This window comes from Accumulibacter sp. (genome assembly GCF_029255125.1).
GTDB lineage: Bacteria > Pseudomonadota > Gammaproteobacteria > Burkholderiales > Rhodocyclaceae > Accumulibacter.
Map to the genome: position 1 here is coordinate 18,918 of NZ_JAPUVR010000086.1, position 26,338 is coordinate 45,255.

Sequence of the window (26,338 nt, forward strand, 5' to 3'; positions counted from 1 at the left end):
CGCCAGCGTCGGCGCTGCGCGCCTGATGGCGTTTCGAATGGAATCGTCCCGTGCCCTCTGAACCGTCCACCGCTGCCCGTCTGGTCATCGCTTCGCGCGAGTCACGCCTTGCCCTGTGGCAGGCCGAACACGTCCGACAGCGGCTGCGCGAGGCGCACCCGCAACTGACCATCGACATCCTCGGCATGACGACGCGGGGCGACCGGATTCTCGACCGTCCGCTCGCTGCGATCGGTGGCAAGGGCCTGTTCATCAAGGAACTCGAGCTGGCGATGGTGGAAGGCTCGGCCGACCTGGCGGTCCATTCGATGAAGGACATGCCGATGGAGATGCCCGAGGGCTTTCTCCTGGCGGCGATCTCGCCGCGCGAAAACCCGTGCGACGCCTTCGTGGCCAATCGCTTCGCGACGCTCGACGAACTTCCGACGGGGGCCGTCGTTGGCACCTCCAGCCTGCGCCGCGAGGCGGTCCTGCGCGCGAACCATCCGCGACTCGTGGTCAGAAGCCTGCGCGGCAATCTCGATACCCGTCTGCGTAAACTGGACGCCGGTGAGTACGACGCGATCATTCTCGCCGCCGCCGGTTTGCTGCGCCTCGGTCTGGCGCATCGGATCAAGTCGCTGCTCACGCCCGAACAGTCGTTGCCGGCGCCCGGGCAGGGTGTCCTCGGGATCGAGGTGCGCGCCGCGCGTGGCGATGTCTGCGCGCTGGTCGCCGCGCTCGACGACGCCGACAGCGCACGTTGCGTGCGTGCCGAGCGGGCTTTTTCGCGCGCGCTTGGCGGCAGTTGTCAGGTTCCGCTGGCGGCGCACGCGGTGCTCGAGCAGGGAATGCTCTGGCTGCGCGGTTTTGTCGCGCTGCCCGACGGCAGCCGGATGATCCGCGGCGAACTGCGCGGCGAGGCGGATGCGGGCGAAGCGATCGGCCAGGAACTGGCGCAGATGCTGCGCGAGCGCGGCGCCGACAAGATACTCGCGGCGCTCGCCGGCAGTCGATGAGCAGCGCCTTGGCTGGCCGGCGCATCGTCGTCACGCGGCCGCGCGCGCAGGCGGCGCGCCTGGCCAGTCTGATCGCCGAACGCGGTGCTTCCCCCTTGCTTTTTCCGCTGCTGGAAATCGCGCCCGACGAAGACCCGGCGCCACTGCAGGCGGCCATTGCGCGCCTCGACGAATACTCGCTGGCGATTTTCATCAGCCCGAATGCGGTCGACTACAGCCTGCCGCACATTCTTGCTCGACGGGCTTGGCCCGGCGCTCTGTCGGCGGCGGCAATCGGCCCGAGCACCGTCGAGCGCCTGCACGCGTATGGCGTCAGGCAGACGCTGCTACCCGTCGACCGCTTCGATTCGGAGGCGCTGCTCGAACTGCCCGAGCTTCAGGCGGAGCAGGTGGCGGGCCGGCGCATCGTCCTCTGGCGTGGCAACGGTGGGCGCGAACTGCTCGCGGCGACGCTGCGCACGCGCGGCGCCGAGCTGGACGCAGTTGCCTGCTATCGCCGTTCGGCGCCGGCCGATGTGGCAGCCTGGCACGCGCTGCACGCGGGCGGCACGATCGACGCGTGGACGATTTCGTCCAGCGAGGGCCTGCGCAATCTCTACGAACTGCTCGACGATGCGCAGCGTGAGCGCCTGTGCAGCACACCGGTGTTCGTTCCGCACGCGCGGATTGCCGAGGTGGCGCGCCAGCTCGGCTTGCGCGAGGTCGTTCTCGGCGCTGCGGCAGACAGCGGAATCGTCGCTGCTCTGGGTGCCTACGACTGGCCAGCGCGATGAACGACGGCGAGCGCGAGACGCCGCGCGCCGCTCCGGTCGAGGCGGCTCCGGCGGCGCCGCCAGCGGCTCCCTCGGGACCGGCAGCGCCGCTGCCAGTAGCGCCGGTGGTTGCCCCGACAGCCAGTTGGCGGGCTGACCCCTGGCTGCTGATCGCTGTTTTCGCGCTCGGCCTGGCCGCCTGGCAGTGGTTTGAAACGCGTCTGAAGCTGAGCGACACGCAACAGGAACTGGCCCGCCGCCTGGCCGAGAGCGAAGCGCTGGGCGCCGAGAGCCGCGCCTTGGCGAAACAGGCGCAGGAACAGCTTGCCGGCGTGCTCGGCCGGCTGGGGGCGCTGGAAGGCCGCATCGCCGATTCGCAGAGTCAGCAGGCATTGCTGGAGAGCCTCTATCAGGATCTCGCGCGCAGCCGCGAGGAATGGGTGCTGGCCGAGGTCGAACAGGGCGTCACGCTGGCCGCGCAGCAGTTGCAGCTTGCCGGCAACGTGCAGGGCGCGGTGCTCGCGCTGCAAACGGCCGACGCCCGGCTGGCAGCGAGTAGCCGACCGCAGTTCATCGCTTTGCGCAAGGTCTTTACGCGCGATCTCGAGCGTCTGCGCGCCTTGCCGCAGGTCGATGTGGCAGGGATGAACCTGCGCCTGGAGAACGTGATCAACGCGATCGATGGCTTGCCCTTGGCGGTCGATGGGCGCCCGCGTGTAAAGGAAGAGCCGGTCACCCCCGCGGCCGAGTCAACCGACGAGCCTGCTTCTGCGGTCAGCCTCGCCTTCTGGCGCCGCTTGGCGGGCGAGTTCTGGAGCGAGCTCAGGAGCCTGGTGCGCATTCAGCGTTTCGATCGCGCCGAACCGGCTTTGCTGGCGCCAGGGCAGGATTTCTTTCTGCGCGAGAACCTCAAGCTGCGCCTGCTGAATGCACGCCTCGCCTTGCTTGCGCGCGACCAGTGGACCTTCCGCAACGAGTTGAGACATGCCCAGGCCTGGCTGGAACGCTATTTCGACCCGCATAGCGCGGCGCTGCCGACGGCGCAAGCGGCGATCAGGCAACTCGCCTCGACCGAGATCAGCATCGAGTTGCCAACGCTCGGTGAAAGCCTGGCCGCGATCAAGACCTTCCGGCTGGGCAAGGAACGCCGTTGAGACGCCTGTTCCGGCTGCTTGCCCTGTTTGCGCTGGCAGTCGGTATTGCTGTTGCGGTGCGCTTCAACGAAAGCTATCTGCTGCTCGTCGTGCCACCTTACCGGGTGGAGGTATCGCTTGCCCTGGCGCTCTTTGTTCTCGTCCTTGCCTTTCTGCTTTTCTACGGCGTCGTGCGCGGCATTGGTCTGGCGCTCGCCTTGCCCGCGCGGGTCGGCGGCTTTCGCCGGCGCCGGCAGCGCGAGAAAGCTGCCGAAAGCCTGCGCGAAAGCTGGCGATTGCTTTTCGAGGGTCGTTATTCGCAGGCCATGCGCCTGGCCGGCGAGGCCCGCGCGGCGGGGGAGTCGCCCGGGCTGGCGGCGCTGCTCGCGGCGCGCGCGGCGCAGCATCTGCGCGAGGTTGGCAAGGCGCAGTACTGGCTGGAGCAGGTTGATCGTGACGATCGGCGGATGACGCCGGCGCGCCTGATGGTCGAGGCCGAGATCCATCTCGAGTCGCGCTGCTTTACCGAAGCAGCCGAGACCCTGCAGCGGTTGCAGGAGATTTCCGGCCGGCACATTGCCGCGCTGCGTCTGGAACTGCGCGCGAACGAAGGCTGCGGCAACTGGTCGGAGGTCATCCGTCTGACGCGCCTGCTCGAGAAGCGCGCCGCGCTGGCACCCGAGATCGGCGAGCAGATCAAGCTGCGCGCGTACCGCGAACTGATTCGCCAGCGCAGCGACCTCGGCCAACTGCTCAAGATGTTGCGCCGCTTGCCGGAGGCCGAGGGCAGCGGGCGTCTGGCCAGCCTCTTTGCCGAAGCGCTGCTCGCCGACGGTGCGCACGACGAGGCGCAGAGCCTGATCGAAGGGCGGCTCGCTGTCGAGTGGGAGAGCGCACTGGTCAGGCTTTACGGCCAGTTGTCGCCGAGCGATCCGACCGCCTGCATCGCGCGTGCCGAAAGCTGGCTGCCCGAGCATCCGGACGACGCTGAACTGCTGCGCAGCCTGGGTCGTCTCTGTCTGCAGCAGCGCCTGTGGGGGAAGGCGCAGAGCTACCTGGAGGCCTCGCTGGCTTTGGCCGATCGGCGCGAAGTCCGCCTCGAGCTGGCGCGCCTGTTCGAGCAGACCGAGCGCGCGCCGCTGGCGCTACCTCATTACCGGGCGGCGGCCGAGCAAGCAAGCTGAAGCGCGTCCGGCGCGGCTAGACCCAATTGCGCGGGGTCAGCACCTCGGCGAGTTGCGCCTCGGGCGAACCCGGTTGCGGGTGCCAGTCGTAGCGCCACTTGACGACCGGCGGGAGCGACATCAGGATCGATTCGGTGCGCCCGCCCGACTGCAGCCCGAACAGGGTGCCACGGTCGCAGACCAGATTGAACTCGACGTAGCGGCCGCGCCGGTACGCCTGGAAGTCGCGCTCGCGTTCGCCAAACGGGGTCTCCCGGCGACGTTCGACGATCGGCAGATAGGCGTCGGCGAAGGCGTTACCGACCGCGCGGGTGAGCGCGAAACAGCGCTCGAATCCGCCCTCGCTCAGGTCGTCGAAAAAGATGCCGCCGACGCCGCGCGCTTCCGCGCGGTGCTTGAGGAAGAAATACTCGTCGCAGGATTGCTTGAAGCGCGGGTAGAGTTCGCCGCCAAAGGCTTCGAGCGCGTCGCGGCAGACGCCATGAAAGTGGCGGATGTCTTCGACGAAGGGGTAATACGGCGTCAGATCCATGCCGCCACCGAACCACCAGGCAGGCGCTTCGCCATCGCTCGTGGCGAGCAGCGCGCGCACGTTCATGTGCGCCGTCGGGCAGTAGGGATTGGCCGGGTGAAAGACCGCTGAAACGCCCATGGCTTCGAAGGCGCGGCCGGCCAGCTCGGGGCGTCGGGCGCTCGCTGAGGGGGGTAGCGCATCACCACGCACATGCGAGAAGGCGACGCCGGCACGCTCGAAAACGGCACCGCCCTCGACGATGCACGTGCGCCCGTCGCCGCTCAGCGTCTGCGTCGCCGGTTTTTGCCAGGGATCGCTGCGAAAGCGCGCGCCGTCGTCGTCAGCCAAGGCTTCAGCGGCCGCGACCAGGCGCGTTTGCAGATCGGTGAAAAAGCCGCGTAGCGCGAGCGGATCGATCATCGCGCCGTTCCGTCCGCGCGTCGGCGCGCTGGTCGCCGGTTCACCGGCCGAGCGCGCGATGGCCGATGTCGCGGCGATATTGCATGCCGGCGAAACGGATCTCGTCGATCAGGCTGTAGGCGCGCTTCTGCGCCAGCCTGATGTTGTCGCCGAGCGTCGTGACGCAGAGCACGCGACCGCCGGCGGTGACTATCCGACCCTCGCTTTCGCGCGTTCCCGCGTGGAAGACGTGACTGTCCTCGCTGCTTTTCGGCAAACCGCTGATCTCGTCACCCAGGCGCGGCGCGTCCGGGTAGTTTGCGGCAGCGAGGACGACGCCGAGCGCGACGCGTCGGTCCCAGTTCGCCTCGATCCGGTCAAGCCGGCCGTTGACCGCGTGTTCGAGCAGTTCGAGCAGGTCGGATTTCAGGCGCATCATGATCGGCTGCGTTTCCGGGTCGCCCAGGCGGCAGTTGAACTCGACGGTCTTCACTGATCCGTCAGGCGCGATCATCAGCCCGGCGTAGAGGAAGCCCGTGTAGGGAATTCCTTCGGCGGCCATCCCGCGCACCGTCGGGAGGATGATTTCGCGCATCGTTCTCGCGTGCACCTCGGGCGTCACGACCGGGGCCGGCGAATAGGCGCCCATGCCGCCGGTGTTCGGACCGCGGTCGCCGTCGCTAATCCGCTTGTGGTCCTGACTGGAAGCGAGCGCCAGAACATTCTTTCCATCCACCATGACGATGAAACTGGCTTCCTCGCCTTCAAGGTACTCCTCGATCACCACGCGTGCCGGCGCGCCGGCTTCTGGCGCGTCGAGTGTCGGCGGCAGGATGCGGTCGAGCGCAGCGTGCGCAGTCGCCAGGTCCATGGCGACGACGACGCCTTTGCCGGCGGCCAGTCCGTCGGCCTTGATCACGATCGGCGCACCGTGTTCGTCCACGTGTGCGTGCGCCGCGGCGCGGTCGGCAAAGGTCGCGAAACGCGCCGTCGGGATCTGGTGCCTGGCCATGAAGCGCTTGGCAAAGTCCTTCGAACTCTCGAGTTGCGCTGCCTCGCGCGTTGGACCAAAAATGCGCAGACCGCGGGCGCGAAACAGGTTGACGATGCCCCCGGCCAGCGGTGCTTCGGGCCCGACGACAGTGAGCTGGACGCGCTTATCTTCGGCAAAGTCGGCGAGCGTCGCGGGATCGCTGAGTGCGACGTTTTCCAGTTCGTGCTCGCGCGCCGTGCCGGCGTTGCCGGGGGCGACGAAAACCTTCGGCCGGCTGGGCGACCTTGCCAAGCGCCAGGCGAGCGCGTGCTCACGGCCGCCGGAGCCGACGATCAATACGTTCATTGCTCTCCTTTCACGGCGCTTGGCCGTTGGCCAGCGCTGGTCGGCGTGCTGCCCACCGGCAGCCGGATGAGTTCGCGCACGGTGCCGGCAAGAGACTCAGTGCCGGAAGTGGCGGGTGCCGGTGAACACCATCGTCAGGCCGTGTTCGTTGGCCGCCGCGATCACTTCCTCATCGCGCAGCGAACCGCCGGGCTGGATGACCGCTGTCGCTCCCGCCTCGGCAAGAACGTCGATCCCGTCACGGAACGGGAAGAAGGCATCCGAGGCGACGCACGATCCGCGCACCTCGAGTCCGGCGCTCGCCGCCTTGCTGGCCGCGATGCGCGTCGAATCGACGCGGCTCATCTGACCAGCGCCGACGCCCAGCGTCATGCCGCGGGCGCAGAAGACGATGGCGTTCGATTTGACGAACTTGGCCACCCGATAGGCGAAAAGCAGGTCGGCGATCTGCTCGGCCGTGGGCGCCAATTGGGTGACCACCCGCAGGTTGGCGGCCTGCACATTGAAGCGGTCGGGCGTCTGTACGAGCAGTCCGCCGCCGACACGTTTCATTTCGCAAGCGTGATGAGCACGTGCCAGCGGCAGTTCGAGAACGCGCAGATTCTGTTTGGCAGCGAGCAGTTCGCGCGCGGCGGGCGTGAAGCCGGGCGCGAGGAGGACTTCGACGAAATGCTTGCGCGCGTTCATGGCCGCGACGACGTCGACGTCGACCGTGCCGTTGAAGGCGATGATGCCGCCGAACGCCGATGTCGAGTCAGTTTGGAAAGCCTTTTCATAGGCGCTCAGCAGGCGATCATCGATCGCCACGCCGCAGGGATTGGCGTGCTTGACGATGACGCAGGCCGGCGCGTCGAAAGTCTTGACGCACTCCCAGGCCGCATCGGCGTCGGCAATGTTGTTGTAGGACAGCTCCTTGCCCTGCAGTTGGCGATAGTCGGCAATCGCGCCCGCGGTGTGCCACTGATCACGATAGAAAGATGCTTGCTGGTGTGGGTTCTCCCCGTAGCGTAGCGTCTCGACGCGGTCGAAAGCAAGCTGCAGGTGCTCGGGAAACTGTTGCGGCTGTCCGCCTTCATCGAGTGCGGTCAGCCAGTTGGCGATCGCCGCATCGTAGCGCGCGGTATGCACAAAAGCCTTCTTGGCCAGCGCAAAGCGGGTTTCCAGGCTGAGGCTGCCGCCGTTGGCGGCGAGTTCGGCGAGTAGCGCCGGATAGTCGTCGGGGTCGGTGACGACGGCCACGCCGCCGTAGTTCTTGGCCGCCGAGCGGACCATCGCCGGCCCGCCGATGTCGATGTTCTCGATCGCTTCGTCGAGCGTCACGCCGGGCCGGGCGACCGTCTCGCGGAAGGGGTAGAGGTTGACGCAGACCAGGTCGATCGTCGGGATGGCGTGCTGCGCGATCGTCTGCACATGCTCGGGTAGATCGCGGCGGGCCAGAATGCCGGCATGAACTTTCGGATGCAGCGTCTTCACGCGTCCGTCGAGCATTTCCGGGAAACCGGTGTAATCACCCACCTCGGTGACCGGCAAGCCGGCCTCGCGCAGCATCTTGGCCGTGCCGCCGGTGGACAACAGGGTGACTCCCTGCGCGACGAGACCGAGGGCGAACTCGCGCGCTCCGGTTTTGTTGGAAAGGCTGATCAGGGCTTGGCGGATTTTCATGGTGGGCGGGAAGGAATCGATGAGGGACGAGGAAAGTGTCGGGTGCGCGTCAAGCAACGATCTGATGATCGAGCAGCTTCTTGCGCAGCGTATTGCGGTTGATGCCGAGAATCTCTGCCGCCAGCGTCTGGTTGCCGCCGGTCATTTCAAGCACGACCTCGAGCATCGGACGCTCGACGCTGCGGATCACCATGGCATAGACGGCGGCCGGTTTTTCCCCGTCGAGCTGCTGAAAATAGGTCTGCAAGGCGGCGCGCACGCAGGCGGCGATGTCATTGTCACGAGGCGTCGGGATCATGCGGCGAGTTCCTGGCGATCGTCGGCAGCCGCGAGAGAGGCCGACGGTTGCGGCGACGCCGGCAGATACTCCGTTTCACCGGCGAGGAGGAAGAAGAAGTCATTCACCGCCTGGCGTTGCCCGCTGGCGGTCGGCACGCGGTTCATCGCCCGGCGGAAAGCGGCCGAACCCGGCAGCCCGCGCGTATACCACGAGATGTGCTTGCGCGCCATCAGGACGCCGGTCGCGCAGCCATAGAACGAATACAGGTCTTCCAGGTGGGTGAGCAGGATTTGGTGGATCTCGGCGATGCGCAAGGCTGGCGCGTGCCGGCCGCTGCGCAGGAAATGGGCAATCTCGCGAAACAGCCACGGCCGGCCTTGCGCCGCGCGCCCGATCATCAGCGCGTCAGCGCCGGTCGTGGCGAGAACGAAGCGCGCCTTCTCGGGTGAATCGATGTCGCCATTGGCGATGATCGGGATGCACGCCGCCGCCTTCACCGCACGGATCGTCTCGTATTCGGCCTGTCCGCTGTAGCCACAGGCGCGCGTCCGGCCATGCAGGGCAAGCGCTCTGACTCCGGCGGCTTCCGCGATGCTCAGGATGCGGCCGGCGTTGCGGCTGTTCTTGTCCCAACCGGTGCGGATCTTCAGCGTCACCGGCGTCGTCGGGACTGCGTTGACGACGGCCTCAAGAATCCGGCCGACGAGCGGCTCGTCGCGCAGCAGCGCGGAGCCGGCCATCACGTTGCAGATTTTCTTGGCCGGGCAGCCCATGTTGATGTCGATGATCTGCGCTCCGCGGTCGACGTTGTAACGCGCTGCGTCGGCCATCATCGCCGGATCTGCGCCGGCAATCTGGACGGCGATCGGGGCCACTTCACCATCATGGTTGGCGCGCCGCCGCGTCTTCACGCTGCCGTAGAGCAGAGAGTTCGAAGTCACCATCTCGGAGACCGCCAGGCCGGCACCCATGGTCTTGCAAAGCTGGCGGAAGGGGCGGTCGGTGACCCCCGCCATGGGCGCGACGAAGAGGTTGCTGGGCAGCGAAAAACCGAGGAATTGCATGGCCGAGAGGTGCCGGTAGCGAGCGGGAAAAGGAAGAAAAAGGAAGAATTTTACAGCTTGCCGGCTTTGTCCGGCATGACGATATTGACTTCCAGGACCTCGCAGTTCCCCTGTTTTTCGAGCGACACCTTGATGTCGTCCTCGCTGACCGACACGTACTTCGAAATGACCGCGATCAACTCCTTCTGCAAGGCCGGCAGGAAATCCGGCGTTCCGTTGCTTGCCCCTCTTTCATGGGCAATGATCAGTTGCAGACGTTCCTTGGCGATCGCCGCCGTCTTGGGCTTGTTGCCGAATATCAGCGAAAACAGCGACATCCTACTTACCCCCGAACAGTCGCTTGAACAGACCGGGCTTTTCGTAGTCGACGTAACGCAGCGGGATCGTCTCGCCGAGGAAGCGTCCGACGACGTCGAGATACGCTCCAGCAACATCGGTTCCGGCGAGATGCACCGCCGGCGTACCAGCGTTCGACGATTGCAGGACCGCCTCGGATTCCGGAATGACGCCGATCACCGGGATGCGCAGGATTTCTTGCACGTCCTTGTACGAGAGCATTTCGCCTTCATTCACCCGCTTCGGTGAGTAGCGGCTGATCAGCAGATGTTCCTTGACCGGTTCGCCGCCAAGCAGTGCGCGGCGTGACTTCGCCTGGATGATGCCGAGGATGCGGTCGGAGTCGCGCACCGACGAGACCTCGGGGTTGGTGACGATCAGCGCCTCGTCGGCGAAGGTAAGCGCCATGACCGCACCGCGTTCGATGCCGGCCGGCGAATCGCAGACGACATAGTCGAAACCCATGTGTTCGAGTTCCTTGAGCACGCCTTCGACGCCCTCTTCGGTGAGCGCGTCCTTGTCGCGCGTCTGCGAAGCGGGCAGCACGAACAATTGGCCGTTGCTGCAATGCTTGTCCTTGATCAGCGCCTGGGTGAGTGTCGCTTCGTGGTTAAGTACGTTGACCAGGTCGTAGACGACCCGGCGTTCGCAACCCATGATCAGGTCGAGATTGCGCAGACCGACGTCGAAGTCGATCACCGCCGTCTTGTAGCCGCGCAGGGCGAGGCCCGAAGAGAAGCTGGCGCTGGTGGTGGTCTTGCCGACCCCGCCCTTGCCGGACGTTACGACGACGATACGGGTCACCGGTCATCCTCCGCAAAATAAAGGCGAGATTCTACTCGCAGAAAGCGTCTTCTGCCGCAAGCGGCGGCGCGCGTCGTTGCGACCTGCCTGGCGCGCGTCGGTCAATCGGTCTTCATCGGCTCGACCAGCAGCGTGCCGGCCGCATCGCCGCTTCCGCCGGCCAGTCTGACCTGGACCGCATGGCCGGCGAGTTCGGTGGGAACGCCGCCATCAAAGGTGCGGTAGAGGCCGGCGATGGACACCAGTTCGGCATCGAAGCGCGTGCACAGGATACGTGCGCCATTGTCACCAGCGGCGCCGGCGAGCGCGCGCCCGCGCAGCGGTGCGTAGATATGGATGCTGCCGTCGGCAATCACTTCGGCGCCGGCGTTTACCGCGCCGAGGACGACCAGATTGCTAGCGCGTGCGTAAACCTGCTGGCCAGAGCGCAGCGGGCGGTCGATGAACAGCGTCGGAAGGGGGCTGAGCGGCGGCTTGGCGGCGGCTGGCGTGGTCGCCGAAGCCTCTGGTGCTGCCAGGGTCGCCGGTGCTTCCGAGGTGGTCGGCGCTGCTTGTGCCGGCGTTGCTGCGGGTGAAGTGGCGCTCGCCGCCGCACACGCCTCGGCTTCGTCGGCCGCGGCTGGCGCGCGCGCGGCGCGTGCACTCGTCGCGTACGTCGGCAAGGCGGATGCCGCGGCACTTGCGCGCAGCGCCTCGCTGCCGCCGCACACGCCGATCAGGTTGAGCCCGTGCGATCGCAGCGTTTGCGCGAGTGCTGGCCAGTCGGCCGGTGTCTGATCGACGAGCGCCGAGAGTTCGAGCAAGGCGGGATCGCCGTCGAAGAACGGATCGTCGCCGAACAGATCCCGGGCGGCCACGGCCACATCCTCGACGACAAGCGAGCGCAAGGTGACGACGACGACGGCTAGCGTTGTACCCTTGAATTCGATCAACTGACTTGTTTTTCTGGTCTGCATGTTCTTCTTGTCACCGGTCTGCGCGGCCGCTGGTCTGAAGCCCGCCAGTCTAGCCGAAAGTGCCGGGAAAAACGAACCGCCCGTCTTGCCGTCTTGCCGTGCGTGGCTGCCGCGCTGATGCAGCGCGCCTACGGCCAGGCGCGCGCACCCCAGATCATTCGTTTGGCGACGAAGTGGCGCAGTGCAGGCAGCGTGTCGAGCGCCAGCAGGCCGAGGCCGCGCGCGGCGCGCAGCGGCGCGATGTCGTTGGAGAAGACGCGCACGATGCCGTCGGTGAAGGCCATGCTGCCGCTGCGGTCGAGCCAGCGCCGGCGCGCGTAACGATCGAGGATCTGCGCTGAACCGGGATCGTCGCGGGAGTCGCCGAGCGCTGCGGCAAGTTCGCAGGCATCGCGCAGGCCGAGATTGAAACCCTGACCGGAGACCGGGTGCAGGCTTTGCGCGGCGTTGCCGATCCAGACCTGGCGCGCGCCGGCCAGTCGTCGGCGGACACGCAGTGCGAGCGGAAAAGCGGCGCGCCGCCCGCTGGCGAGGAAGTCGACACGGCGACCGAACTGTTCGCGCAGCGCGGCGATAAAGTCTTCGTCGGAAAGCGTCTGCAAGTGCTCGGCGCGCCCGGGCGGGACGGTGAAGACGATCGAATAGTCGTTGCCAAGCGGTAGCAGGGCCAGCGGTCCGTCCGGCGTGAAGCGCTCCCAGGCGCGTCCGCCGGGTGGCGCGTTGGGCCGCACTTCGGCAACGACGGCGTGCTGCCGGTAATCGAAGACGCGTACGTCGCTGGCCGCGCCGGGCGTGCCTTCGGCATGGACGACCAGGCGGGCACACAGCATGCGCTCGCCGTTCGCACCGCCAAGTCTGAGCGTCACCGTCTGCGCGTCGACCGCGAGGCCAACGACCAATGTGTCGTGCAGCAGGCTTTGCGCGTCGAGGCGCGAGGCCAGGCGGCTGGCGAGCTCGCGGTAGCGCATGACGTAGCCGAGCGCCGGGATGTCATAGTCGCTGGCTTCGATCAGCGTTCGCCCGAAACCGCCGCGCTGCGAGACGTGGATCGTCGTGATCGGCGTTGCCGCCGCGTCATTCCAGGCGTCCAGGCCGGTGAGCACCTGTCGTGTGCCGTGCGACAGGGCGAGCGCGCGCGGATCGCTGGCCCACGCCGTCGGCGACCGGCTGTCGATCAGGCGCACGCGCCAGGGGCTGCCCGCCAGGGCGAGGGCGAGCGTCATACCGACCGGGCCGGCGCCAATCACTGCGATGTCGGCAATCTCGATCGCTTCATTCATGGTGCATGACTTCCTCGATCTCGCCGACTGTACGCGGCGCATGCGTGTACACCAGGCTACCCGCGCTGGTGACCAGAACATCGTCTTCGATACGTACGCCGATGCCGTGCAGGTGTTCGGGCACTTTGTCGCTGGGTCGCAGATAGAGGCCCGGTTCGACGGTCAGCGTCATGCCGGGGGTGAGAATCACCCAGTCGTCGTCGCCGCTGCCCGTCCGATAGGCGCCGGCGTCATGCACGTCGAGCCCGAGCCAGTGCCCGGTGCGATGCATGTAGTAGGGCTTGTAGGCTTCGCTCTCGATCGCCGCGTCTAGCGTGCCGGTGAGCAGTCCAAGATCGATCAGCCCCTGGCAGAGGACGCGCACGGCGGCATGATGGTAATCGACGAAGCGTGCGCCGGGTCGGATCGCCGCGATCGCCGCCGCCTGCGCGGCCAGGACGATTTCGTAGACTGCACGCTGCTCGGCGCTGAAGCGGCCGGCGACCGGAAACGTGCGGGTGATGTCGGACGCGTAGCCTTCGATTTCGCAGCCGGCGTCGATCAGGACCAGCGCATGCCCCGAGAGCAGCTTGTCGTTCGCGACGTAATGCAGGATGCAGGCGTTGACGCCGCCGGCGACGATCGGCGTGTAGGCATGACCGCTGGCGCCGCGCCGACGAAATTCATAACTCAGTTCGGCTTCCAGTTCGTACTCGGCCATCCCCGGCCGGCAGGCGCGCATGGCGCGCGCGTGCCCAGCGGCGGCGATGTCGGCGGCGCGCTGCATGCAGTCGAGTTCGTGGCTGTCCTTGCACAGCCGCATTTCGTCGAGCAGACCGTGCAGGTCGCGGATCTCTCCCGGCGCCTGCTGGCCGTTGCGGTTGTCGGCGCGCAAGGCGGCGAGTGCTTCGCCGAGTCGTCTGTCCCACTCGGCATCGTGCCCGAGCGAATGCCAGAGCGTGTTGCGCTTGGCGAGCAACTGTGGCAGTCGGCTGGCGAGCTCGCTGATCGGCCAAGCCTCCGAAAAGCCGAAAGCCTGCGCCGCGCTTGTCGGGCCGTAGCGGAAGCCGTCCCAGATCTCGCGTTCCTCGCTCTTTTCGCGACAGAAGAGGATCGATCTCGCCTCGCTGCCGCCAATCAGGACGAGCACGGCTTCCGGTTCGGGAAAGCCGCTCAGGTACCAGAAGTAGCTGTCGAACCGGTAGGGATAATGGGCGTCGCGGTTGCGCAGGCGCTCGGGCGCGGTCGGGATGATCGCCACGCCGTCGCCCAGACGCTCGCAGACGCGCCGACGCCGATCGGAATAGGGCGCGTGTTTCATACCGGGAGTGTCAAGTCGTGATCGAGTTGCTGCAGGCGCTCGATCGTTCCAACGTCGACCCAGCGGCCGCCGTAGCGTTCGCCGGCGATCAGTCCGCGGCGGATGCCGTCGTCGAGCAGCGGGCGCAGCTTCATGTACGTGCCGCGCGACAGCGCAGCGAAGAACTCGGGCCGGAAGACGGCGATTCCGGCGTAGGTGAGCGTTGCCGGGTGGTGGTCGTCCGCCGCATACACGCGATCGCCGCGCAGGGTGAAGTCGCCGCCGGCGTGGTGCCCTGGGTTATCGACCAGAACCAGGTGTGCGAGACGCTCGCCCAGGGCGGCGGCGCGAGGCGCCGCCTGGGCGACATCCCAATCACACCAGACGTCGCCGTTGACGACCAGAAAGGGCTGGTCGGCGAGCAGCGGCAGCGCGGTCGCAATGCCGCCGGCGGTTTCCAGCGCGCCTGCCGGTTCGCGCGAATAGGCGATGCGCAGACCGAAGGCGCTGCCGTTGCCGAGTGACGTCTCGATCTGCCGCCCGAGGTGGGCGTGATTGATCACCACCTCGCGCCAGCCGGCAGCGGCCAGACGTTCCAGGTGCCAGACGATCAGCGCTTTGCCGCCGACCTGCAGGAGTGGCTTGGGTGTGTGGTCGGTGAGCGGCCGCAGGCGTTCGCCGCGGCCGGCGGCGAGGATCATCGCTTTCATCAGAAGGTGTAAGCGACTTCGCCGGGCTGCGCGTCGAGCGCGTCGAGGAGTTTGGCGAGTGGCGCCAACTCGCGGTAGCGCTGACAGGTTCGGCGCAAGTAGTGCATCACGCGCGGCATGTCCTTCAGGTAGTCGTCCTTGCCGTCGCGGTGCCAGAGACGGGCGAAGATGCCGAGGACCTTCAGTTGCCGCTGCGCGCCCATCCATTCGTAGTCGCGATAGAACGCCTGGAAGTCGTCGTACACCGGCAGCCCGGCGTGGCGCGCGGCTTCCCAGTAGCGGATGACGAAATCGAGTTCGAGGTCTTCCGGCCAGTCGATGTAGGCGTCGCGATAGAGCGAGACGAGGTCGTAGGTCAAGGGGCCGTACACGGCGTCCTGAAAATCGAGGATTCCCGGGTTGGCGGGAAAGCTGCGCGGCGCGTCGCCGACGACCATCAGGTTGCGTGAATGATAGTCGCGATGAACGTGGACCTGCGGCTGGCGCAGGTTGTTGTCGAGCAGCGCGGCGAAGACGCTCTGCAGCGTGCGCGTCTGCCGCTCGTCGAGCCTGAAACCGAGATGGCGCGCCAGGTACCAGTCAGGAAAGAGCGCCAGCTCGCGCGCCAGCAGGTTGTGATCGTAGGTCGGTAGAACGCCGGCACGGCTGGCGAGCTGAATGGCGACCAGCGCCCGGTTGGCGTCGCCATAGAGCCCGCTCGCCGCTCGCCGGTCGCCGAGCGCCTGCAGATAGGTGACCCGACCGAGGTCGGAAAGGAGGAGAAAGCCCTGTTCGAGGTCGTGCGCGAGGACTTCCGGTACATGCACGCCGGCTTCTCGAAACGTCCGGGCGACCGCCAGGAAGGGCTGGCAGTCTTCCTTGTCGGGCGGAGCGTCCATCACGATGCGGCTGGTTCCGTCGGGCAGCACGAGGCGAAAGTAGCGCCGGAAACTGGCGTCGGCCGAGGCTGTTTCGAGCTGCAGCGAGCCGGCCGGAAAGTCTTTCGCGAAAAGCTGATTGACCCAGTTCTGCAGCAGGGCTTTGCGCGGCATGCCGCTCCTCCTCGGGTGATGATGCTAGAATGGCCCGATTTTATCATCCGGCCCGCTGGCAGGCGCGGCGTCGGCAAACGTCGCATTCCCATTCGCTACTGACTCTGGTATGACGCTTCCTTCTCGGCCCGGACCTTTGCCCGTGCTCCTCTGCTGCGGCCTGGCCGGCGGTCTCGCCGCCGGAATTCCTGCGTCGGCCGACGCGCAGGGCACGCCGCCGCCTTTCCGCGTCGATCCCGCATTGCTCGGTTTGCCGCCCGTGTCGGCGGCACCGACGGTACGGCCGACGGCGGGCGCGGCGGCGCAGACGCAAGCCGTCGACCTGTCGACGACCGATGCGCGCCCACTGCCGGCAACGGGCGAGCGAACGGCTGAGCGCGCCGGCGAAGCGCCGGGTCGTGCCGGGCCGGCGAGGGCGGCGTTGGCGCCGGCCGTCCAGGCGCCGCAGGTTCCGTCGAGCGCTCAGTCGGCGGCGGCGCAGCCGGTTGGCGAGGGTTTGCCAGCGGCAAGCGCCGAGGCGCCGGAGACCGCGACGACGCCGCTCCAGTTGCGTTTGGCGAAGTCGATGGTCGCCCCGCCGAAAGAGACCAGCGAACCGCGGCCGGCGTTTCTCAGCGCACAGCGCATCAGCGGCGTGACTGACCGCGAACTGCTGGCCGAGGACGACGCCGAGCTGCGCAAACTGGGCACTGTGCTGACCGCCGATCGCCTGACCTACTGGCCGGTCGAAGACGAAGTCGAAGCGCTCGGCAATGCCCGTTTGCAGATCGACGAGGATGTGATTTCAGCGCCGAAGATGCGCCTGAAGGTCGAGGACCAAGTAGGCTTTGCCGATAACGCGTCGTACTTCCTGCGCCGCCAGGCGAACCCCGATAAGTCAGCCGCCGGTGGCGCGGCTGCCGACAAGCTGCCGGCCGGACCGGCGCCGGGCGATTTTTCCAGCGGTTTTGCCGCGCCGCGCCTGGTTGACCTGAAACCCGGCCAGACCAAGGTGAAGGGACCCAAGAAGCCGGTCAAGGAGCTCACTGAGGGACGCGGCGAGGCGCAGCGGATCGACCTTGAGGGTGAGAACCAGGTGCGCCTGAGTGGCGCTACCTACACCACGTGCAAGCCGGGCAACGACGACTGGATGCTCAGCGCGCGCGAACTGCAGCTCGATTACGACCAGGATGTGGCGACCGGCAGCGACGCGACGATCCGTTTCATGGACGTGCCGATTCTCTACTCGCCCTGGGTTTCGTTTTCGCTGAACAACGAGCGCAAGTCGGGTTTCCTGACGCCGACCTACGGGTCGAGCACCGAGAGCGGCGTCGAGTTCACCTTGCCGTATTACTGGAACATCGCGCCGAACATGGACGCGACGTTCGCGCCACGCATTCTCACCAAGCGTGGCGTCGAGCTTGCCACCGACGTGCGCTACATGAACGCTGCTTATGGCGGCGCGTATTTCAGCAAGGCGCGCGTCGAGATGCTGCCGAACGATCGCGTGCGTGGTCTCGACCGTTGGGGCGTGGCGTTGACGCACACGCAGACGACGGCCAGCGGGTTCACCGGATCGCTCAGTTTCAACCGGGTTTCCGACGACTACTACTACACCGACCTGTCGAGCCAGATCTCCAGCACGGCGAACACGCAGCTCCTGCAGCAGGGGCAGGTCACCTACGGTGGTGGCGGTTGGTGGAACATCAGCGGCATGCTGCAAACCTTCCAGACGCTGCAGCCTGATCCGCGCAACCCGGTCGGCCAGCCGTATCGGCTGCTGCCGCAAATCGTCGTCAACGCACGTCAGCCCGACCTCTACTTGACCGACAGCGCCTTCTTCGGGCAGTACAGCAACTTCACCAGCCCGGAAGCCAACCGGGTGACCGGGCAACGCATCGTCCTCCAGCCGCAGGTTTCGCTGCCCTACGTCACGCCCGGCTGGTACGTCACGCCGCGTCTGGGGGTAAACATTACGCACTATTCGCTGTCGCAACCGGCGACCGCGGTCACCGCCCCCTCGTCGATCAGTCGCAACCTGCCGATCTTCAGCGTCGATTCCGGGATGACTTTCGAGCGCGCAAGCCACTGGTTCGGACGCGAGTACACCCAGACGCTTGAACCACGCCTCTTCTACCTGAACATTCCGTACCGGAAACAGGACGATATCCCGATCTTCGACACGGCGCTGGCCGACTTCAATTTCGCCCAGATCTTCGCCGACAATAAGTTCTCGGGTTGGGATCGGATCAACAACGCGAATCAGTTGACCGCGGCAACCACCTCGCGTCTGATCGATCCGGCAAGTGGCGCCGAGATCATGCGCGCGATGCTTGGCCAGCGCCTGTATTTCGCCGACGACAAGGTCGCTTTGCAGCCCGGTACGGCGACCCGCAAATGGAAGAAGTCGGATCTGCTAGCGGCGTTCACCGGCCAGGTTCTACCGCACGTCTACACCGATGCCACGCTGCAGTACGACACCGGCGATCAGCAGTTCCAGCGTTATTCCTTCGGCGCGCGCTACCTGCCCGAGGCGGGCAAGGTGTTCAATGCGGCCTACAGTTATAACCGCAATGCAGCGACGCCGATCAGGCAGATCGACATTTCCGGTCAGTGGCCGCTGACCAGTCGCTGGCAGGTGGTTGGTCGCTACAACTACTCGTTTCTGCAGAATCAGCCGATCGAGATCATCGGCGGTGTCGAATACAACGCCGGCTGCTGGGTGCTGCGCGCGGTTGGTCAGCGCGTCGTAACCAGCGAGTCGCATGTCTCGACGCGCGCGTATCTGCAACTCGAACTGAGCGATTTCTCGCGCCTGGGGGCGAATCCGCTGGTGCTGCTGCAGCGGCGCATCCCTGGCTATGGAATCGCCAACCAGTCGCTCGACGAGCGCGCGTGGAATGAATAGCAAGAACAGCAAGCAGGTGAATTGATGATCTGGCTCCTGATGCGCAGCACGCTGCTGTCGCTTTGCCTGGCGGGTGTGACGATGGCGCAGGTGGCGGCCCGGCCGGGCCGCGAACCGGTTGCGGTCGATCGCATCGTTGCGGTGGTCAACGATGAAGTGATCACACTGAATGAGTTGCACGGCCGGCTCGAGGCGGCTACCGCGCAGTTGCAGAAACAAGGGGTGGCGCTGCCCGCGCGCGATGTGCTCGAAACCCAGATGCTCGAGCGCATGGTGATCGATCGGGTGCAGTTGCAACTCGCGCGTGAAATGGGGCTGCGAGTGGACGACGCGCAGCTCGAACAGGCGCTGCAGCGGATCGCCGCGAACAACAAGCTTTCGCTGGCGCAGTTTCGCGCGGCGCTGGAGAAGGATGGCATCGCTTACGCGAGCTTCCGCGAAGACATCCGCGGCGAAATGATGATCGCCCGGCTGCGCGAACGCGAGGTTGAGGCGAGGATTTTTGTTTCCGATAGTGAAATCGACCACTATCTGGTGAATGCGGCGGCCGGCGGTGCGAGCGAGGAGTACCAGTTGGCGCACATTCTGCTGCGCGCGCCGGAGTCGGCGAGTCCCGAGCAGATCCAGAAACTGCGCACAAAGGCCGAGCAGATTCTCGACCGCCTGCACAAGGGCGAGGACTTCGCGCAACTGGCAGCGGCCTACTCGGACGCTCCGGACGGTCTGCAGGGCGGCAATCTCGGCTGGCGGCCGAGCGAACGCCTGCCCTCGATGTTTGCCGAGGCCAGCGCCAAGCTCAACGTCGGCGAGGTCACGCCGGTACTCCGTAGCTCAAACGGCTTTCATCTGATCAAGCTCCTCGCCAAGCGCGGTGGCGGCGCGCTGCCGGCGGTCCAGCAGACGCACGCCCGGCACATCCTGATCAAGGTCAACGAGGTCGTTTCGGAAAGCGAAGCGCGTCACAAGCTCGAAGCGCTGGCCGAGCGCGTCCGCCATGGCGAGAGCTTTGCCCAACTTGCCAAACTGTTCTCGCAGGACGGTTCAGCGGCCAAGGGTGGTGATCTGGGCTGGATCTATCCGGGTGACACCGTTCCCGAGTTCGAACGTGCGATGAACGCGCTGGCTCCCGGTCAGGTCAGCGCACCGATCCAGTCGCCGTTCGGATTTCATCTGATCGAAGTGATCGAACGCCGCCTGCAGGACGTGTCGAGCGACCGCCGGCGCGCCGCTGCGCGCCAGGTGCTGCGCGAGCGCAAGCGCGACGAAGCGTATCAGGACTGGCTGCGGCAGGCGCGCGACCGCGCCTACGTCGAGCTCCGCCTGGTCGAGCGTTGAGCGTGGCGAACGCTGCTTCGCTGCCGGTCATCGCGATTACCGTCGGCGAGCCGGCCGGAGTCGGCCCGGATATCGTCCTCCGCCTGCCCGAACGGCTGCGCGCCGGCGACCTGTCAGCGCGCCTGGTCGTAGTCGGCGATCGTCGCCTGCTCGTCGAGCGTGCCGCGGCCCTGGCGATCGACGTCCGCGTGCGCGACTGGCAGCCAGCCTTGCCGCCAACAGCCGACACGCTTGATGTCGTCCATCTCCCGTTGGTCGCACCGGCCGTCGCCGGACGCCTCGATCCGGCCAATTCACCACATGTTCTGGCGCTGCTCGAGCGTGCGCTGAGCGGCTGCCTGACCGGAGAGTTCGCGGCGATGGTTACCGCGCCGGTCCATAAGGCGGTGATCAACGACGCCGGCATCGCCTTCTCCGGGCATACCGAGTATCTTGCCGAGCGCACCGGAACGAAGCGAGTCGTCATGATGCTGGCTGGCGGCGGACTACGCGTCGCGCTGGTGACCACGCATCTGCCGCTGAAGGACGTTCCCGCGGCGGTCACTGCGCTTGCCGTCGAGGAGAGTTTGCGCATCCTGCACGCGGAGATGAAGCGCAAGTACGGCCTCGCGCGACCGCGCATCCTGGTCGCCGGCCTCAACCCGCATGCCGGTGAAGGCGGTTACCTGGGGCGCGAAGAAATCGAAGTGATTGCCCCGGTGCTGGACAAACTGCGCGCCGCCGAAGGGATGAAGCTGATCGGACCGCTACCGGCCGACACGATGTTTTCGGCGCCGGTACTGGCGCAGGGCGACTGCGTGCTCGCCATGTATCACGACCAGGGGCTGACGGCGCTGAAATACGCCAGTTTCGGGCACGGGATAAACGTCACGCTGGGTCTGCCGATCATCCGTACCTCGGTCGATCACGGGACGGCGCTCGAGTTGGCCGGCAGCGGTCGAGCCGACCCGGGGAGCCTGTTCGCAGCCGTCGAACAGGCGATCGAGATGGTCGCCCGCGCCCACGCCGGCGACTGACGAAACCGGTGCCGATGCGGCAGCACCGCGCGCGCAAGCGCTTCGGCCAGCATTTTCTGGTCGATCGCCAGATCATTGCGCAAATCATCGAACACCTGGCTGTGGCGCGCGACGAGCTTCTGGTCGAGATCGGCCCCGGGCTGGGCGCTCTGACCGTACCTCTGTGTGCGCGCATCGATCATCTGCACGCCATCGAACTCGACCGCGATCTGCTTGCCCACCTGCAGCGCGCGTGTCCCGCCGAGCGCCTGACGATACACCTGGGTGACGCGCTGATCTTCGATTTTGCCCGCCTGGCGGAAACGCTCGGTGGCCCTTTACGTCTCGTCGGCAACCTGCCGTACAATATTTCGACACCTTTGCTCTTCCACCTGGCGGGCGCGGCGCACCGTCTGCGCGATATGCATTTCATGCTGCAGAAAGAAGTCGTCGAGCGCATCGTTGCGGCGCCGGGCAGCCGCAGCTTCGGTCGGCTATCCGTGATGCTGCAATATCGCTTTGCCGTCGAGTCTCTGTTCGAAGTGCCGCCGGCTGCTTTCGATCCGCCACCGCAGGTGCGCTCGGCCGTCATCCGGCTGCTGCCGCGCCCGGCGAGCAGCTTGACAGCACGTAACGAGGACCTGCTGGCACGCGTCGTGGCGCTTGCCTTTGGTCAGCGACGCAAAATGCTGCGCAACAGTCTCGAACGTCTGGTAAGCGTGGATCAACTCGCTGCCGCCGGCATTTCACCGCTCGCGCGGGCCGAGGAACTGACGGTCGCCGACTACGTTCGCCTGGCTAACAGTTTGCCGTAATAGCGAGGGCGCTTGACCTGCCTCGCCGACGGCGAGGGCGCTTGACCTGCCTCGCCGACGGCGAGAGCGCTTGGCCTGCCTCGCCGACGGCGAGGCAGGGTGAACCACTTCACTCGCTTTTCCGCATCGGGCAGGTGTTGACGCCAAGCAGCGAGTACGCCGGGCAGGTTCCGAACAGGCCGGTGAGCAGGGGCACGACGCCGATCCAGCCCCAGACGCCGACCACGCCGAGGGCAGCCATGGCGATCAGGGCGATGCCGACGACGATACGCAGGATTTTATCGATTCCACCGACATTGGTCTTCATGCTCTTCTCCGCAAGAATTGATCAGGAAAGCCGACAGCTTAGGCGGTGCGATGCGGCGAGTCTGTAACTGCGGTCACAGAGGCCGCGCGCCTCGTCCGGTCATCGTCCGCTGTCGGCAAGTTGGCGCAATCCCTCGCGATCGACAATGCTGATCTGCTCGCGTCCAAGAACGACCAGACCTTGTCCGGCGAGGCCTTTGAGCAGGCGGCTGACGATCTCGCGCACACTGCCGAGTTCGTCGGCCAGCGCTTGATGCGTTGCGCGCACGGTCTCGCCGCGTGCGAGCAGCAGTTTCGCCAAGCGCTGGTCGAGGCGATGAAAGGCCACTTCCTCGACGAGTTGCATCAACTCGGCGATCCGTTCGGCGAAAAGATGGAAAACGAAGTCGCGAAACAGCGGCTGCTCGGCGATCATCTGTTCAAAGAGCGGCGGCGGCAGAACGAGCAGCGTGAGCGGTAGTTCGGCGATTCCGCGCGCCGAGTAGCGACTGCGGCCGAGCAGGCAACTGGAAGTGATGATGCACGAGTCGCCTGGCTCGACCCGGTAGAGCAGCATCTCGCGGCCCGCCGCGGTGCTCTTCACGACTTTGATCGTGCCGGCAAGAATGAGCGGAAAGCCGGGGCAGTTCTGACATTCGTCGAAGACAGCTGCGCCTGCGGCAAGCTGCACCCGGCTCGCCGTCTGGCATAGTTCGGCGAGCGCGCGCGCCGATAGGCAGCGCAACACCGGATAGAGCGCGACGAGGCGCTCGGCGAGCTCGTCGTCGCTCGCTGCCATCAGGCGCTCAATTCGGCGGTGACCGGCGCATGGTCGGAAGGCCGTTCGAGTTTGCGCAGCGCACGCGCGATTCCGGCGGCGGTGCATTGCCCGGCGAGCGCTTCGCTGAGCAGAATGTGGTCGATGCGCAGCCCCAGGTTCTTCTGAAAACCGAGCATCCGGTAATCCCACCACGAGAAGCTTTTCGGCGCTTGCTCGAAGAGGCGGAAGCTGTCGCGCAGGCCGAGGCCAAGAAGTCCGCCGAAAGCCTGGCGTTCGGCGACAGAACAGAGGATCTGGCCGGACCAGGCGGCCGGATCGTGTACGTCACGGTCCTCCGGAGCAATGTTGAAGTCGCCGGCAACGAACAGCCGTGGGTGCTCGACGATTTGCCCAGCGAGCCACTCGCGCAAAGCTTTCAGCCAGGCCAGCTTGTACTCGTACTTGTCGCTGCCGATGGCTTGGCCATTCGGAACGTAGACACAGACGGCGCGCACTCCGCCGACGCTGGCCGCCAGCAGTCGCCGCTGCTCGTCGGGGTAGAGCGGATTGCCGACGACGACCTCGCGCGCTGGCTCGCGGCTGAGCAAGGCCACACCGTTGTAGGTTTTTTGTCCGGCGAAAAGCGAGAAGTAGCCGGCCGCCTGCAGTGCAGCCTGCGGAAAGGCATGATCCTCCAGCTTGGTTTCCTGCAGGCAGACGATGTCGGGCTGCCAGGCGGCGAGCCAGTCAAGCAATTGCGGCAGACGAACCTTCAGCGAATTGACGTTCCAACTGGCAATCTTCATGCGATGTGCTTCCTCGGCGCGCGACGGGCGCTCGCTGCCCGCCGGCCGGACGGCAGGCGGGTGAGGCCCGGTGAGTCAGGCGAATTGTGCCAGCCGGCAGCCCAACACGGAACCCCGGCGAGGCAATTTTGCTTTAAGCTCGGGCTTGATGATCGGCCGAAGGTGGTAGCGGAATGTGCGTGTTGTGTCTCTCCTGGAGAATGCTGCGCCGCGATGCGCGGGCGGGCGAACTGCATTTGCTGCTTGCCGCCTTGACGGTGGCGGTTGCCGCGCTCGCTGCCGTCGGATTCTTTGCCGATCGGGTGCGCCAGGCGTTGACGCGCGAGTCGCACCAGTTGCTCGGTGCCGACCTGCTGCTGACCGCCGACCACCCCTGGCCGGCCGAAATTGCCGACCAAGCGCGCGCGCGCGGCTTGCGCGTGGCCGAGACACGAACGTTTCCGAGCATGGTCGCGCATGCGGCCGAAGACGGCCAACGCGCGCAGTTGGCCGAAATCAAGGCGGTGGCGACGGGCTACCCCTTGCGCGGTTCATTGCGCATCGCGCCCACGGCAAACTCCGCCGATGCTCCGGCCGCTGGCGTGCCCGAGAGCGGCACGATCTGGGTCGACGAGCGCCTGGCTGCCGCCCTCGCCGTCAAAGTGGGGAGCAGCGTCGGCGTCGGTCAGATCCGGCTGCGCGTTGCTGCCATCCTGACCCTCGAACCCGATCGCGGAATCAACTTCTTCAGCGTCGCGCCGCGCTTGCTGATGAACCTCGACGACCTGCCGGCGACCGGCTTGCTGCAGGTCGGCAGTCGGGTCGCCTACCGCCTGCTGCTCGCCGGTGACGATTCCGCCATCAGGCGCTTTCAGGCCGACCTCGAACGCCGCCTGCAGCGCGGACAACGGATGGAAAGCCCGGAGAACGGACGGCCGGAAATTCGCAGCGCACTTGAACGGGCTGAGAAGTTCCTTGGCCTGGCGGGTTTGTTGTCCGTCGTTCTGGCGGCCGTCGCGGTGGGTCTGGCGGCGCGCCGCTACGTCGAGCGCCACCTCGACGGCTGTGCCGTGATGCGCTGCCTGGGCGCCGTGCAGAACCTGCTTCTGCGTCTCTATCTCGGTCAACTGGCGATGCTTGGCGTTTTCGCGGTCGCGCTCGGCGTCTTGATCGGCTATCTCGCCCATTTCGTCCTGCACGCCTGGCTGGCCGACTTGCTCGCCATGTCCTTGCCGTCGCCGAGCCTGCTGCCAGCCGGGCAGGGCGCGGCAATCGGCCTCCTGCTCCTCTTCGGCTTCGCCGTTCCGCCCTTCCTGCAGCTCCGAAAAGTGTCGACCCTGCGCGTTCTGCGGCGCGAGCTGGGTCCACCCCAGGGTAGTTTCATGGCCGGCTACCTGCTCGGTTTGCTGGCGCTCTCCGGCCTGATCTGCTGGCTCGCCGGCGAGCTGCAACTTGGTCTGACCATCGTAGGCGGCTTTCTCATCGCGTTGCTCGCCTTTGCCCTGGTCGCCCGCCTGGCGGTGCGCGCGGCAGCCGCTTTGCGCAGCCGCCGCGCTTTCGTCTCCACGCGCCCGCTGCAACTCGGCTGGCGCTACGGCCTGGCCAGCCTCGAGCGGCGCGCGACGGCGAGCGTCGTGCAGATCGTCGCCATGGCCCTTGGCTTCATGGCGCTGCTCCTGCTCACGGTGATTCGCGGCGATCTGCTCGAGGCCTGGCGGCGGGCGGTGCCGGCGGACGCCCCGAACCGTTTCGTGGTCAATATTCAGCCCGAGCAACGCGAGCCGGTGCGCACCGCGCTACTGGCCGATGGCATCGACGCCGAACTGGCGCCGATGGTGCGCGGTCGCTTGACGCGGATCAACGACCAGGAGGTGAGCGTAGCGAACTACACCGACGACCGGGCGCAGCGCTTGATCGAACGCGAGTTCAATCTGTCCGTGCGGCGCGCAATGCCTGAGGGCAACGAGGCGAGCGCCGGCCGCTGGTTCACGCTCGCCGAACTGAACGAGCGCAGCAGTGGCGCCGTCGCGTCGGTCGAGGACGGTCTTGCCCGGACGCTGAGTTTGGCGGTCGGCGACCAACTGGAGTTTCTCGTCGCCGGTGAGCCGGTCAGGGTACGCATCGTCGGCCTGCGCAAAGTGAATTGGGACACGATGCGGGCGAACTTCTTCGTCCTGACGCCGCCTTTGCTGCTCGAGGGCTACCCGGCAAGCTGGATTACCAGCTTCCATCTACCTTCCGGGCGCGAGGACGTGGTAAGCCGGCTGGTGGGCGAATTTCCCAACCTGACAGTGATCGATGTGGCTGCGATCGTGCAGCAGTTGCAGTCGATCATGCAGCAGGTGGCGCGAGCGATCCAGTTCGTCTTCCTGTTTACGCTGGCCGCCGGGGTGATCGTCTTGCACGCGGCTCTGGCTTCGGCGGCCGACGAGCGGCGCTACGAACTGGCCGTCATGCGCGCGCTCGGCGCGCGCCGTGAGCAGTTGCGGCGCGCGCTGCTCACCGAGTTTGCCGTGGTCGGCGGGCTGGCCGGTCTACTTGCCGCGTTCGCCGCGATGGGGGTTGGCGAGTTCCTGGCCAGTCGCGTGTTTCACTTCGAGCTTGCCGCCAACCCATGGTTGCCGCCGCTGGCGATGATCGGCGGCGCTGCGCTGGTGACTGCCGCTGGCTGGTTTGCCGCGGCTCGGCTGCTGCAGGCGCCACCAATAGAGGTCTTGCGCAACGGCAGCAGCTAGGCAGTCGCCCGTTTTTCCGG

At 66.4% G+C, this 26,338-nt stretch carries 24 protein-coding genes; 9 read left to right on the plus strand and 15 right to left on the minus strand.

Features of this window, described 5'->3' with window-relative positions; all coding sequences use genetic code 11:
- Positions 1 to 50: 50 nt before the first annotated feature.
- Genes hemC through Q1L59_RS06895 form a run of 4 tightly spaced genes read left to right on the plus strand, consistent with a single transcriptional unit; the run spans position 51 to position 4,067 of the window.
- Positions 51 to 998 (plus strand): hydroxymethylbilane synthase, encoded by a 948-nt coding sequence (gene hemC / locus Q1L59_RS06880; RefSeq protein WP_300329953.1) that lies wholly within the window; start codon positions 51 to 53, stop codon positions 996 to 998.
- Entirely contained in the window at positions 995 to 1,771 is a 777-nt protein-coding gene (locus tag Q1L59_RS06885) for a uroporphyrinogen-III synthase (protein ID WP_300329956.1), read from the plus strand. Before hemC ends, Q1L59_RS06885 begins: the two co-directional genes overlap by 4 nt.
- Positions 1,768 to 2,904 carry a uroporphyrinogen-III C-methyltransferase gene (locus Q1L59_RS06890; RefSeq protein ID WP_300329959.1) on the plus strand — a complete coding sequence of 379 codons (1,137 nt, stop codon included), beginning with the start codon at positions 1,768 to 1,770 and terminating at the stop codon, positions 2,902 to 2,904. Before Q1L59_RS06885 ends, Q1L59_RS06890 begins: the two co-directional genes overlap by 4 nt.
- On the plus strand, positions 2,901 to 4,067 hold the full coding sequence (locus Q1L59_RS06895) for a heme biosynthesis HemY N-terminal domain-containing protein (RefSeq protein ID WP_300329962.1): 1,167 nt from the start codon (positions 2,901 to 2,903) through the stop codon (positions 4,065 to 4,067). The genes Q1L59_RS06890 and Q1L59_RS06895 overlap by 4 nt, the downstream gene beginning before the upstream one ends.
- A 16-nt stretch (positions 4,068 to 4,083) precedes the next feature.
- On the opposite strand, the gene hemF is transcribed toward Q1L59_RS06895, so the two are convergent.
- From hemF to Q1L59_RS06955, 12 genes are all read right to left on the minus strand, one after another.
- A complete protein-coding gene (hemF, locus tag Q1L59_RS06900; protein WP_300329965.1) occupies positions 4,084 to 5,001 on the minus strand; it encodes an oxygen-dependent coproporphyrinogen oxidase in 918 nt (305 codons plus the stop codon).
- 40 nt (positions 5,002 to 5,041) lie between these two features.
- Entirely contained in the window at positions 5,042 to 6,319 is a 1,278-nt protein-coding gene (gene purD, locus Q1L59_RS06905; protein ID WP_300329968.1) for a phosphoribosylamine--glycine ligase, read from the minus strand.
- 96 nt (positions 6,320 to 6,415) lie between these two features.
- A complete protein-coding gene (gene purH, locus Q1L59_RS06910; RefSeq protein WP_300329971.1) occupies positions 6,416 to 7,981 on the minus strand; it encodes a bifunctional phosphoribosylaminoimidazolecarboxamide formyltransferase/IMP cyclohydrolase in 1,566 nt (521 codons plus the stop codon).
- Positions 7,982 to 8,030: 49 nt separating this feature from the next.
- Entirely contained in the window at positions 8,031 to 8,279 is a 249-nt protein-coding gene (locus Q1L59_RS06915; RefSeq protein ID WP_300329974.1) for a helix-turn-helix domain-containing protein, read from the minus strand.
- Positions 8,276 to 9,325, minus strand: a complete 1,050-nt coding sequence (gene dusB / locus Q1L59_RS06920) for a tRNA dihydrouridine synthase DusB (protein WP_300329976.1) — start codon at positions 9,323 to 9,325, stop codon at positions 8,276 to 8,278. The genes Q1L59_RS06915 and dusB overlap by 4 nt, the downstream gene beginning before the upstream one ends.
- Before the next feature lie 50 nt (positions 9,326 to 9,375).
- Positions 9,376 to 9,642 (minus strand): cell division topological specificity factor MinE, encoded by a 267-nt coding sequence (minE, locus tag Q1L59_RS06925; RefSeq protein ID WP_300329979.1) that lies wholly within the window; start codon positions 9,640 to 9,642, stop codon positions 9,376 to 9,378.
- A 1-nt stretch (position 9,643) separates the two neighbouring features.
- The gene (minD, locus tag Q1L59_RS06930; RefSeq protein WP_300329982.1) at positions 9,644 to 10,465 is read right to left on the minus strand and encodes a septum site-determining protein MinD; all 822 of its coding nucleotides are present in this window, start codon (positions 10,463 to 10,465) and stop codon (positions 9,644 to 9,646) included.
- A gap of 101 nt (positions 10,466 to 10,566) precedes the next feature.
- Positions 10,567 to 11,421 carry a septum site-determining protein MinC gene (gene minC / locus Q1L59_RS06935; protein WP_300329985.1) on the minus strand — a complete coding sequence of 285 codons (855 nt, stop codon included), beginning with the start codon at positions 11,419 to 11,421 and terminating at the stop codon, positions 10,567 to 10,569.
- 128 nt (positions 11,422 to 11,549) lie between these two features.
- Positions 11,550 to 12,701, minus strand: coding sequence for an FAD-dependent monooxygenase (locus tag Q1L59_RS06940; protein WP_300329988.1), 1,152 nt, complete (start codon positions 12,699 to 12,701; stop codon positions 11,550 to 11,552).
- Positions 12,694 to 14,001, minus strand: coding sequence for an aminopeptidase P N-terminal domain-containing protein (locus Q1L59_RS06945; protein WP_300329991.1), 1,308 nt, complete (start codon positions 13,999 to 14,001; stop codon positions 12,694 to 12,696). Before Q1L59_RS06945 ends, Q1L59_RS06940 begins: the two co-directional genes overlap by 8 nt.
- Entirely contained in the window at positions 13,998 to 14,690 is a 693-nt protein-coding gene (murU, locus tag Q1L59_RS06950; RefSeq protein ID WP_300329994.1) for an N-acetylmuramate alpha-1-phosphate uridylyltransferase MurU, read from the minus strand. The genes Q1L59_RS06945 and murU overlap by 4 nt, the downstream gene beginning before the upstream one ends.
- On the minus strand, positions 14,690 to 15,721 hold the full coding sequence (locus Q1L59_RS06955) for a phosphotransferase (protein WP_300329996.1): 1,032 nt from the start codon (positions 15,719 to 15,721) through the stop codon (positions 14,690 to 14,692). Before Q1L59_RS06955 ends, murU begins: the two co-directional genes overlap by 1 nt.
- A gap of 109 nt (positions 15,722 to 15,830) precedes the next feature.
- Here Q1L59_RS06955 and lptD point away from each other — a divergent pair, with 109 nt between their 5' ends.
- From lptD to rsmA, 4 genes are read left to right on the plus strand one after another with little or no spacing between them, the layout of a single operon-like run.
- A complete protein-coding gene (gene lptD / locus Q1L59_RS06960; RefSeq protein ID WP_300329999.1) occupies positions 15,831 to 18,608 on the plus strand; it encodes an LPS assembly protein LptD in 2,778 nt (925 codons plus the stop codon).
- A 24-nt stretch (positions 18,609 to 18,632) separates the two neighbouring features.
- Positions 18,633 to 19,943: a peptidylprolyl isomerase gene (locus Q1L59_RS06965; protein ID WP_300330002.1), complete on the plus strand. Its 1,311-nt coding sequence runs from the start codon at positions 18,633 to 18,635 to the stop codon at positions 19,941 to 19,943.
- A 2-nt stretch (positions 19,944 to 19,945) separates the two neighbouring features.
- Entirely contained in the window at positions 19,946 to 20,959 is a 1,014-nt protein-coding gene (pdxA, locus tag Q1L59_RS06970) for a 4-hydroxythreonine-4-phosphate dehydrogenase PdxA (protein WP_300330005.1), read from the plus strand.
- Positions 20,960 to 20,973: 14 nt separating this feature from the next.
- Positions 20,974 to 21,753 (plus strand): 16S rRNA (adenine(1518)-N(6)/adenine(1519)-N(6))-dimethyltransferase RsmA, encoded by a 780-nt coding sequence (gene rsmA, locus Q1L59_RS06975; protein WP_300330008.1) that lies wholly within the window; start codon positions 20,974 to 20,976, stop codon positions 21,751 to 21,753.
- Positions 21,754 to 21,862: 109 nt separating this feature from the next.
- Here rsmA and Q1L59_RS06980 read toward each other — a convergent pair whose 3' ends face one another.
- From Q1L59_RS06980 to xth, 3 genes are all read right to left on the minus strand, one after another.
- Positions 21,863 to 22,060, minus strand: a complete 198-nt coding sequence (locus tag Q1L59_RS06980) for a DUF2892 domain-containing protein (RefSeq protein ID WP_300330010.1) — start codon at positions 22,058 to 22,060, stop codon at positions 21,863 to 21,865.
- 99 nt (positions 22,061 to 22,159) lie between these two features.
- Positions 22,160 to 22,837: a Crp/Fnr family transcriptional regulator gene (locus Q1L59_RS06985; RefSeq protein ID WP_300330014.1), complete on the minus strand. Its 678-nt coding sequence runs from the start codon at positions 22,835 to 22,837 to the stop codon at positions 22,160 to 22,162.
- Positions 22,837 to 23,604 carry an exodeoxyribonuclease III gene (gene xth, locus Q1L59_RS06990; protein ID WP_300330017.1) on the minus strand — a complete coding sequence of 256 codons (768 nt, stop codon included), beginning with the start codon at positions 23,602 to 23,604 and terminating at the stop codon, positions 22,837 to 22,839. Before xth ends, Q1L59_RS06985 begins: the two co-directional genes overlap by 1 nt.
- Positions 23,605 to 23,804: 200 nt before the next feature.
- Here xth and Q1L59_RS06995 point away from each other — a divergent pair, with 200 nt between their 5' ends.
- Positions 23,805 to 26,318, plus strand: a complete 2,514-nt coding sequence (locus Q1L59_RS06995; protein ID WP_300330020.1) for an FtsX-like permease family protein — start codon at positions 23,805 to 23,807, stop codon at positions 26,316 to 26,318.
- The last annotated feature ends 20 nt before the right edge of the window (positions 26,319 to 26,338 follow it).

What these genes read in the sequence shown, in the direction of transcription:
- Q1L59_RS06885 (WP_300329956.1), top strand. Translation starts at nt 995, where the DNA reads ATGAGCAGCGCCTTGGCTGGCCGGCGCATCGTCGTCACGCGGCCGCGC.
- Q1L59_RS06890 (WP_300329959.1), top strand. Translation starts at nt 1,768, where the DNA reads ATGAACGACGGCGAGCGCGAGACGCCGCGCGCCGCTCCGGTCGAGGCG.
- hemF (WP_300329965.1), bottom strand. Translation starts at nt 5,001, where the DNA reads ATGATCGATCCGCTCGCGCTACGCGGCTTTTTCACCGATCTGCAAACG.
- purD (WP_300329968.1), bottom strand. Translation starts at nt 6,319, where the DNA reads ATGAACGTATTGATCGTCGGCTCCGGCGGCCGTGAGCACGCGCTCGCC.
- purH (WP_300329971.1), bottom strand. Translation starts at nt 7,981, where the DNA reads ATGAAAATCCGCCAAGCCCTGATCAGCCTTTCCAACAAAACCGGAGCG.
- Q1L59_RS06915 (WP_300329974.1), bottom strand. Translation starts at nt 8,279, where the DNA reads ATGATCCCGACGCCTCGTGACAATGACATCGCCGCCTGCGTGCGCGCC.
- dusB (WP_300329976.1), bottom strand. Translation starts at nt 9,325, where the DNA reads ATGCAATTCCTCGGTTTTTCGCTGCCCAGCAACCTCTTCGTCGCGCCC.
- minE (WP_300329979.1), bottom strand. Translation starts at nt 9,642, where the DNA reads ATGTCGCTGTTTTCGCTGATATTCGGCAACAAGCCCAAGACGGCGGCG.
- minC (WP_300329985.1), bottom strand. Translation starts at nt 11,421, where the DNA reads ATGCAGACCAGAAAAACAAGTCAGTTGATCGAATTCAAGGGTACAACG.
- Q1L59_RS06940 (WP_300329988.1), bottom strand. Translation starts at nt 12,701, where the DNA reads ATGAATGAAGCGATCGAGATTGCCGACATCGCAGTGATTGGCGCCGGC.
- Q1L59_RS06945 (WP_300329991.1), bottom strand. Translation starts at nt 14,001, where the DNA reads ATGAAACACGCGCCCTATTCCGATCGGCGTCGGCGCGTCTGCGAGCGT.
- murU (WP_300329994.1), bottom strand. Translation starts at nt 14,690, where the DNA reads ATGAAAGCGATGATCCTCGCCGCCGGCCGCGGCGAACGCCTGCGGCCG.
- Q1L59_RS06955 (WP_300329996.1), bottom strand. Translation starts at nt 15,721, where the DNA reads ATGCCGCGCAAAGCCCTGCTGCAGAACTGGGTCAATCAGCTTTTCGCG.
- lptD (WP_300329999.1), top strand. Translation starts at nt 15,831, where the DNA reads ATGACGCTTCCTTCTCGGCCCGGACCTTTGCCCGTGCTCCTCTGCTGC.
- Q1L59_RS06965 (WP_300330002.1), top strand. Translation starts at nt 18,633, where the DNA reads ATGATCTGGCTCCTGATGCGCAGCACGCTGCTGTCGCTTTGCCTGGCG.
- rsmA (WP_300330008.1), top strand. Translation starts at nt 20,974, where the DNA reads ATGCGGCAGCACCGCGCGCGCAAGCGCTTCGGCCAGCATTTTCTGGTC.
- Q1L59_RS06980 (WP_300330010.1), bottom strand. Translation starts at nt 22,060, where the DNA reads ATGAAGACCAATGTCGGTGGAATCGATAAAATCCTGCGTATCGTCGTC.
- Q1L59_RS06985 (WP_300330014.1), bottom strand. Translation starts at nt 22,837, where the DNA reads ATGGCAGCGAGCGACGACGAGCTCGCCGAGCGCCTCGTCGCGCTCTAT.
- xth (WP_300330017.1), bottom strand. Translation starts at nt 23,604, where the DNA reads ATGAAGATTGCCAGTTGGAACGTCAATTCGCTGAAGGTTCGTCTGCCG.
- Q1L59_RS06995 (WP_300330020.1), top strand. Translation starts at nt 23,805, where the DNA reads ATGCTGCGCCGCGATGCGCGGGCGGGCGAACTGCATTTGCTGCTTGCC.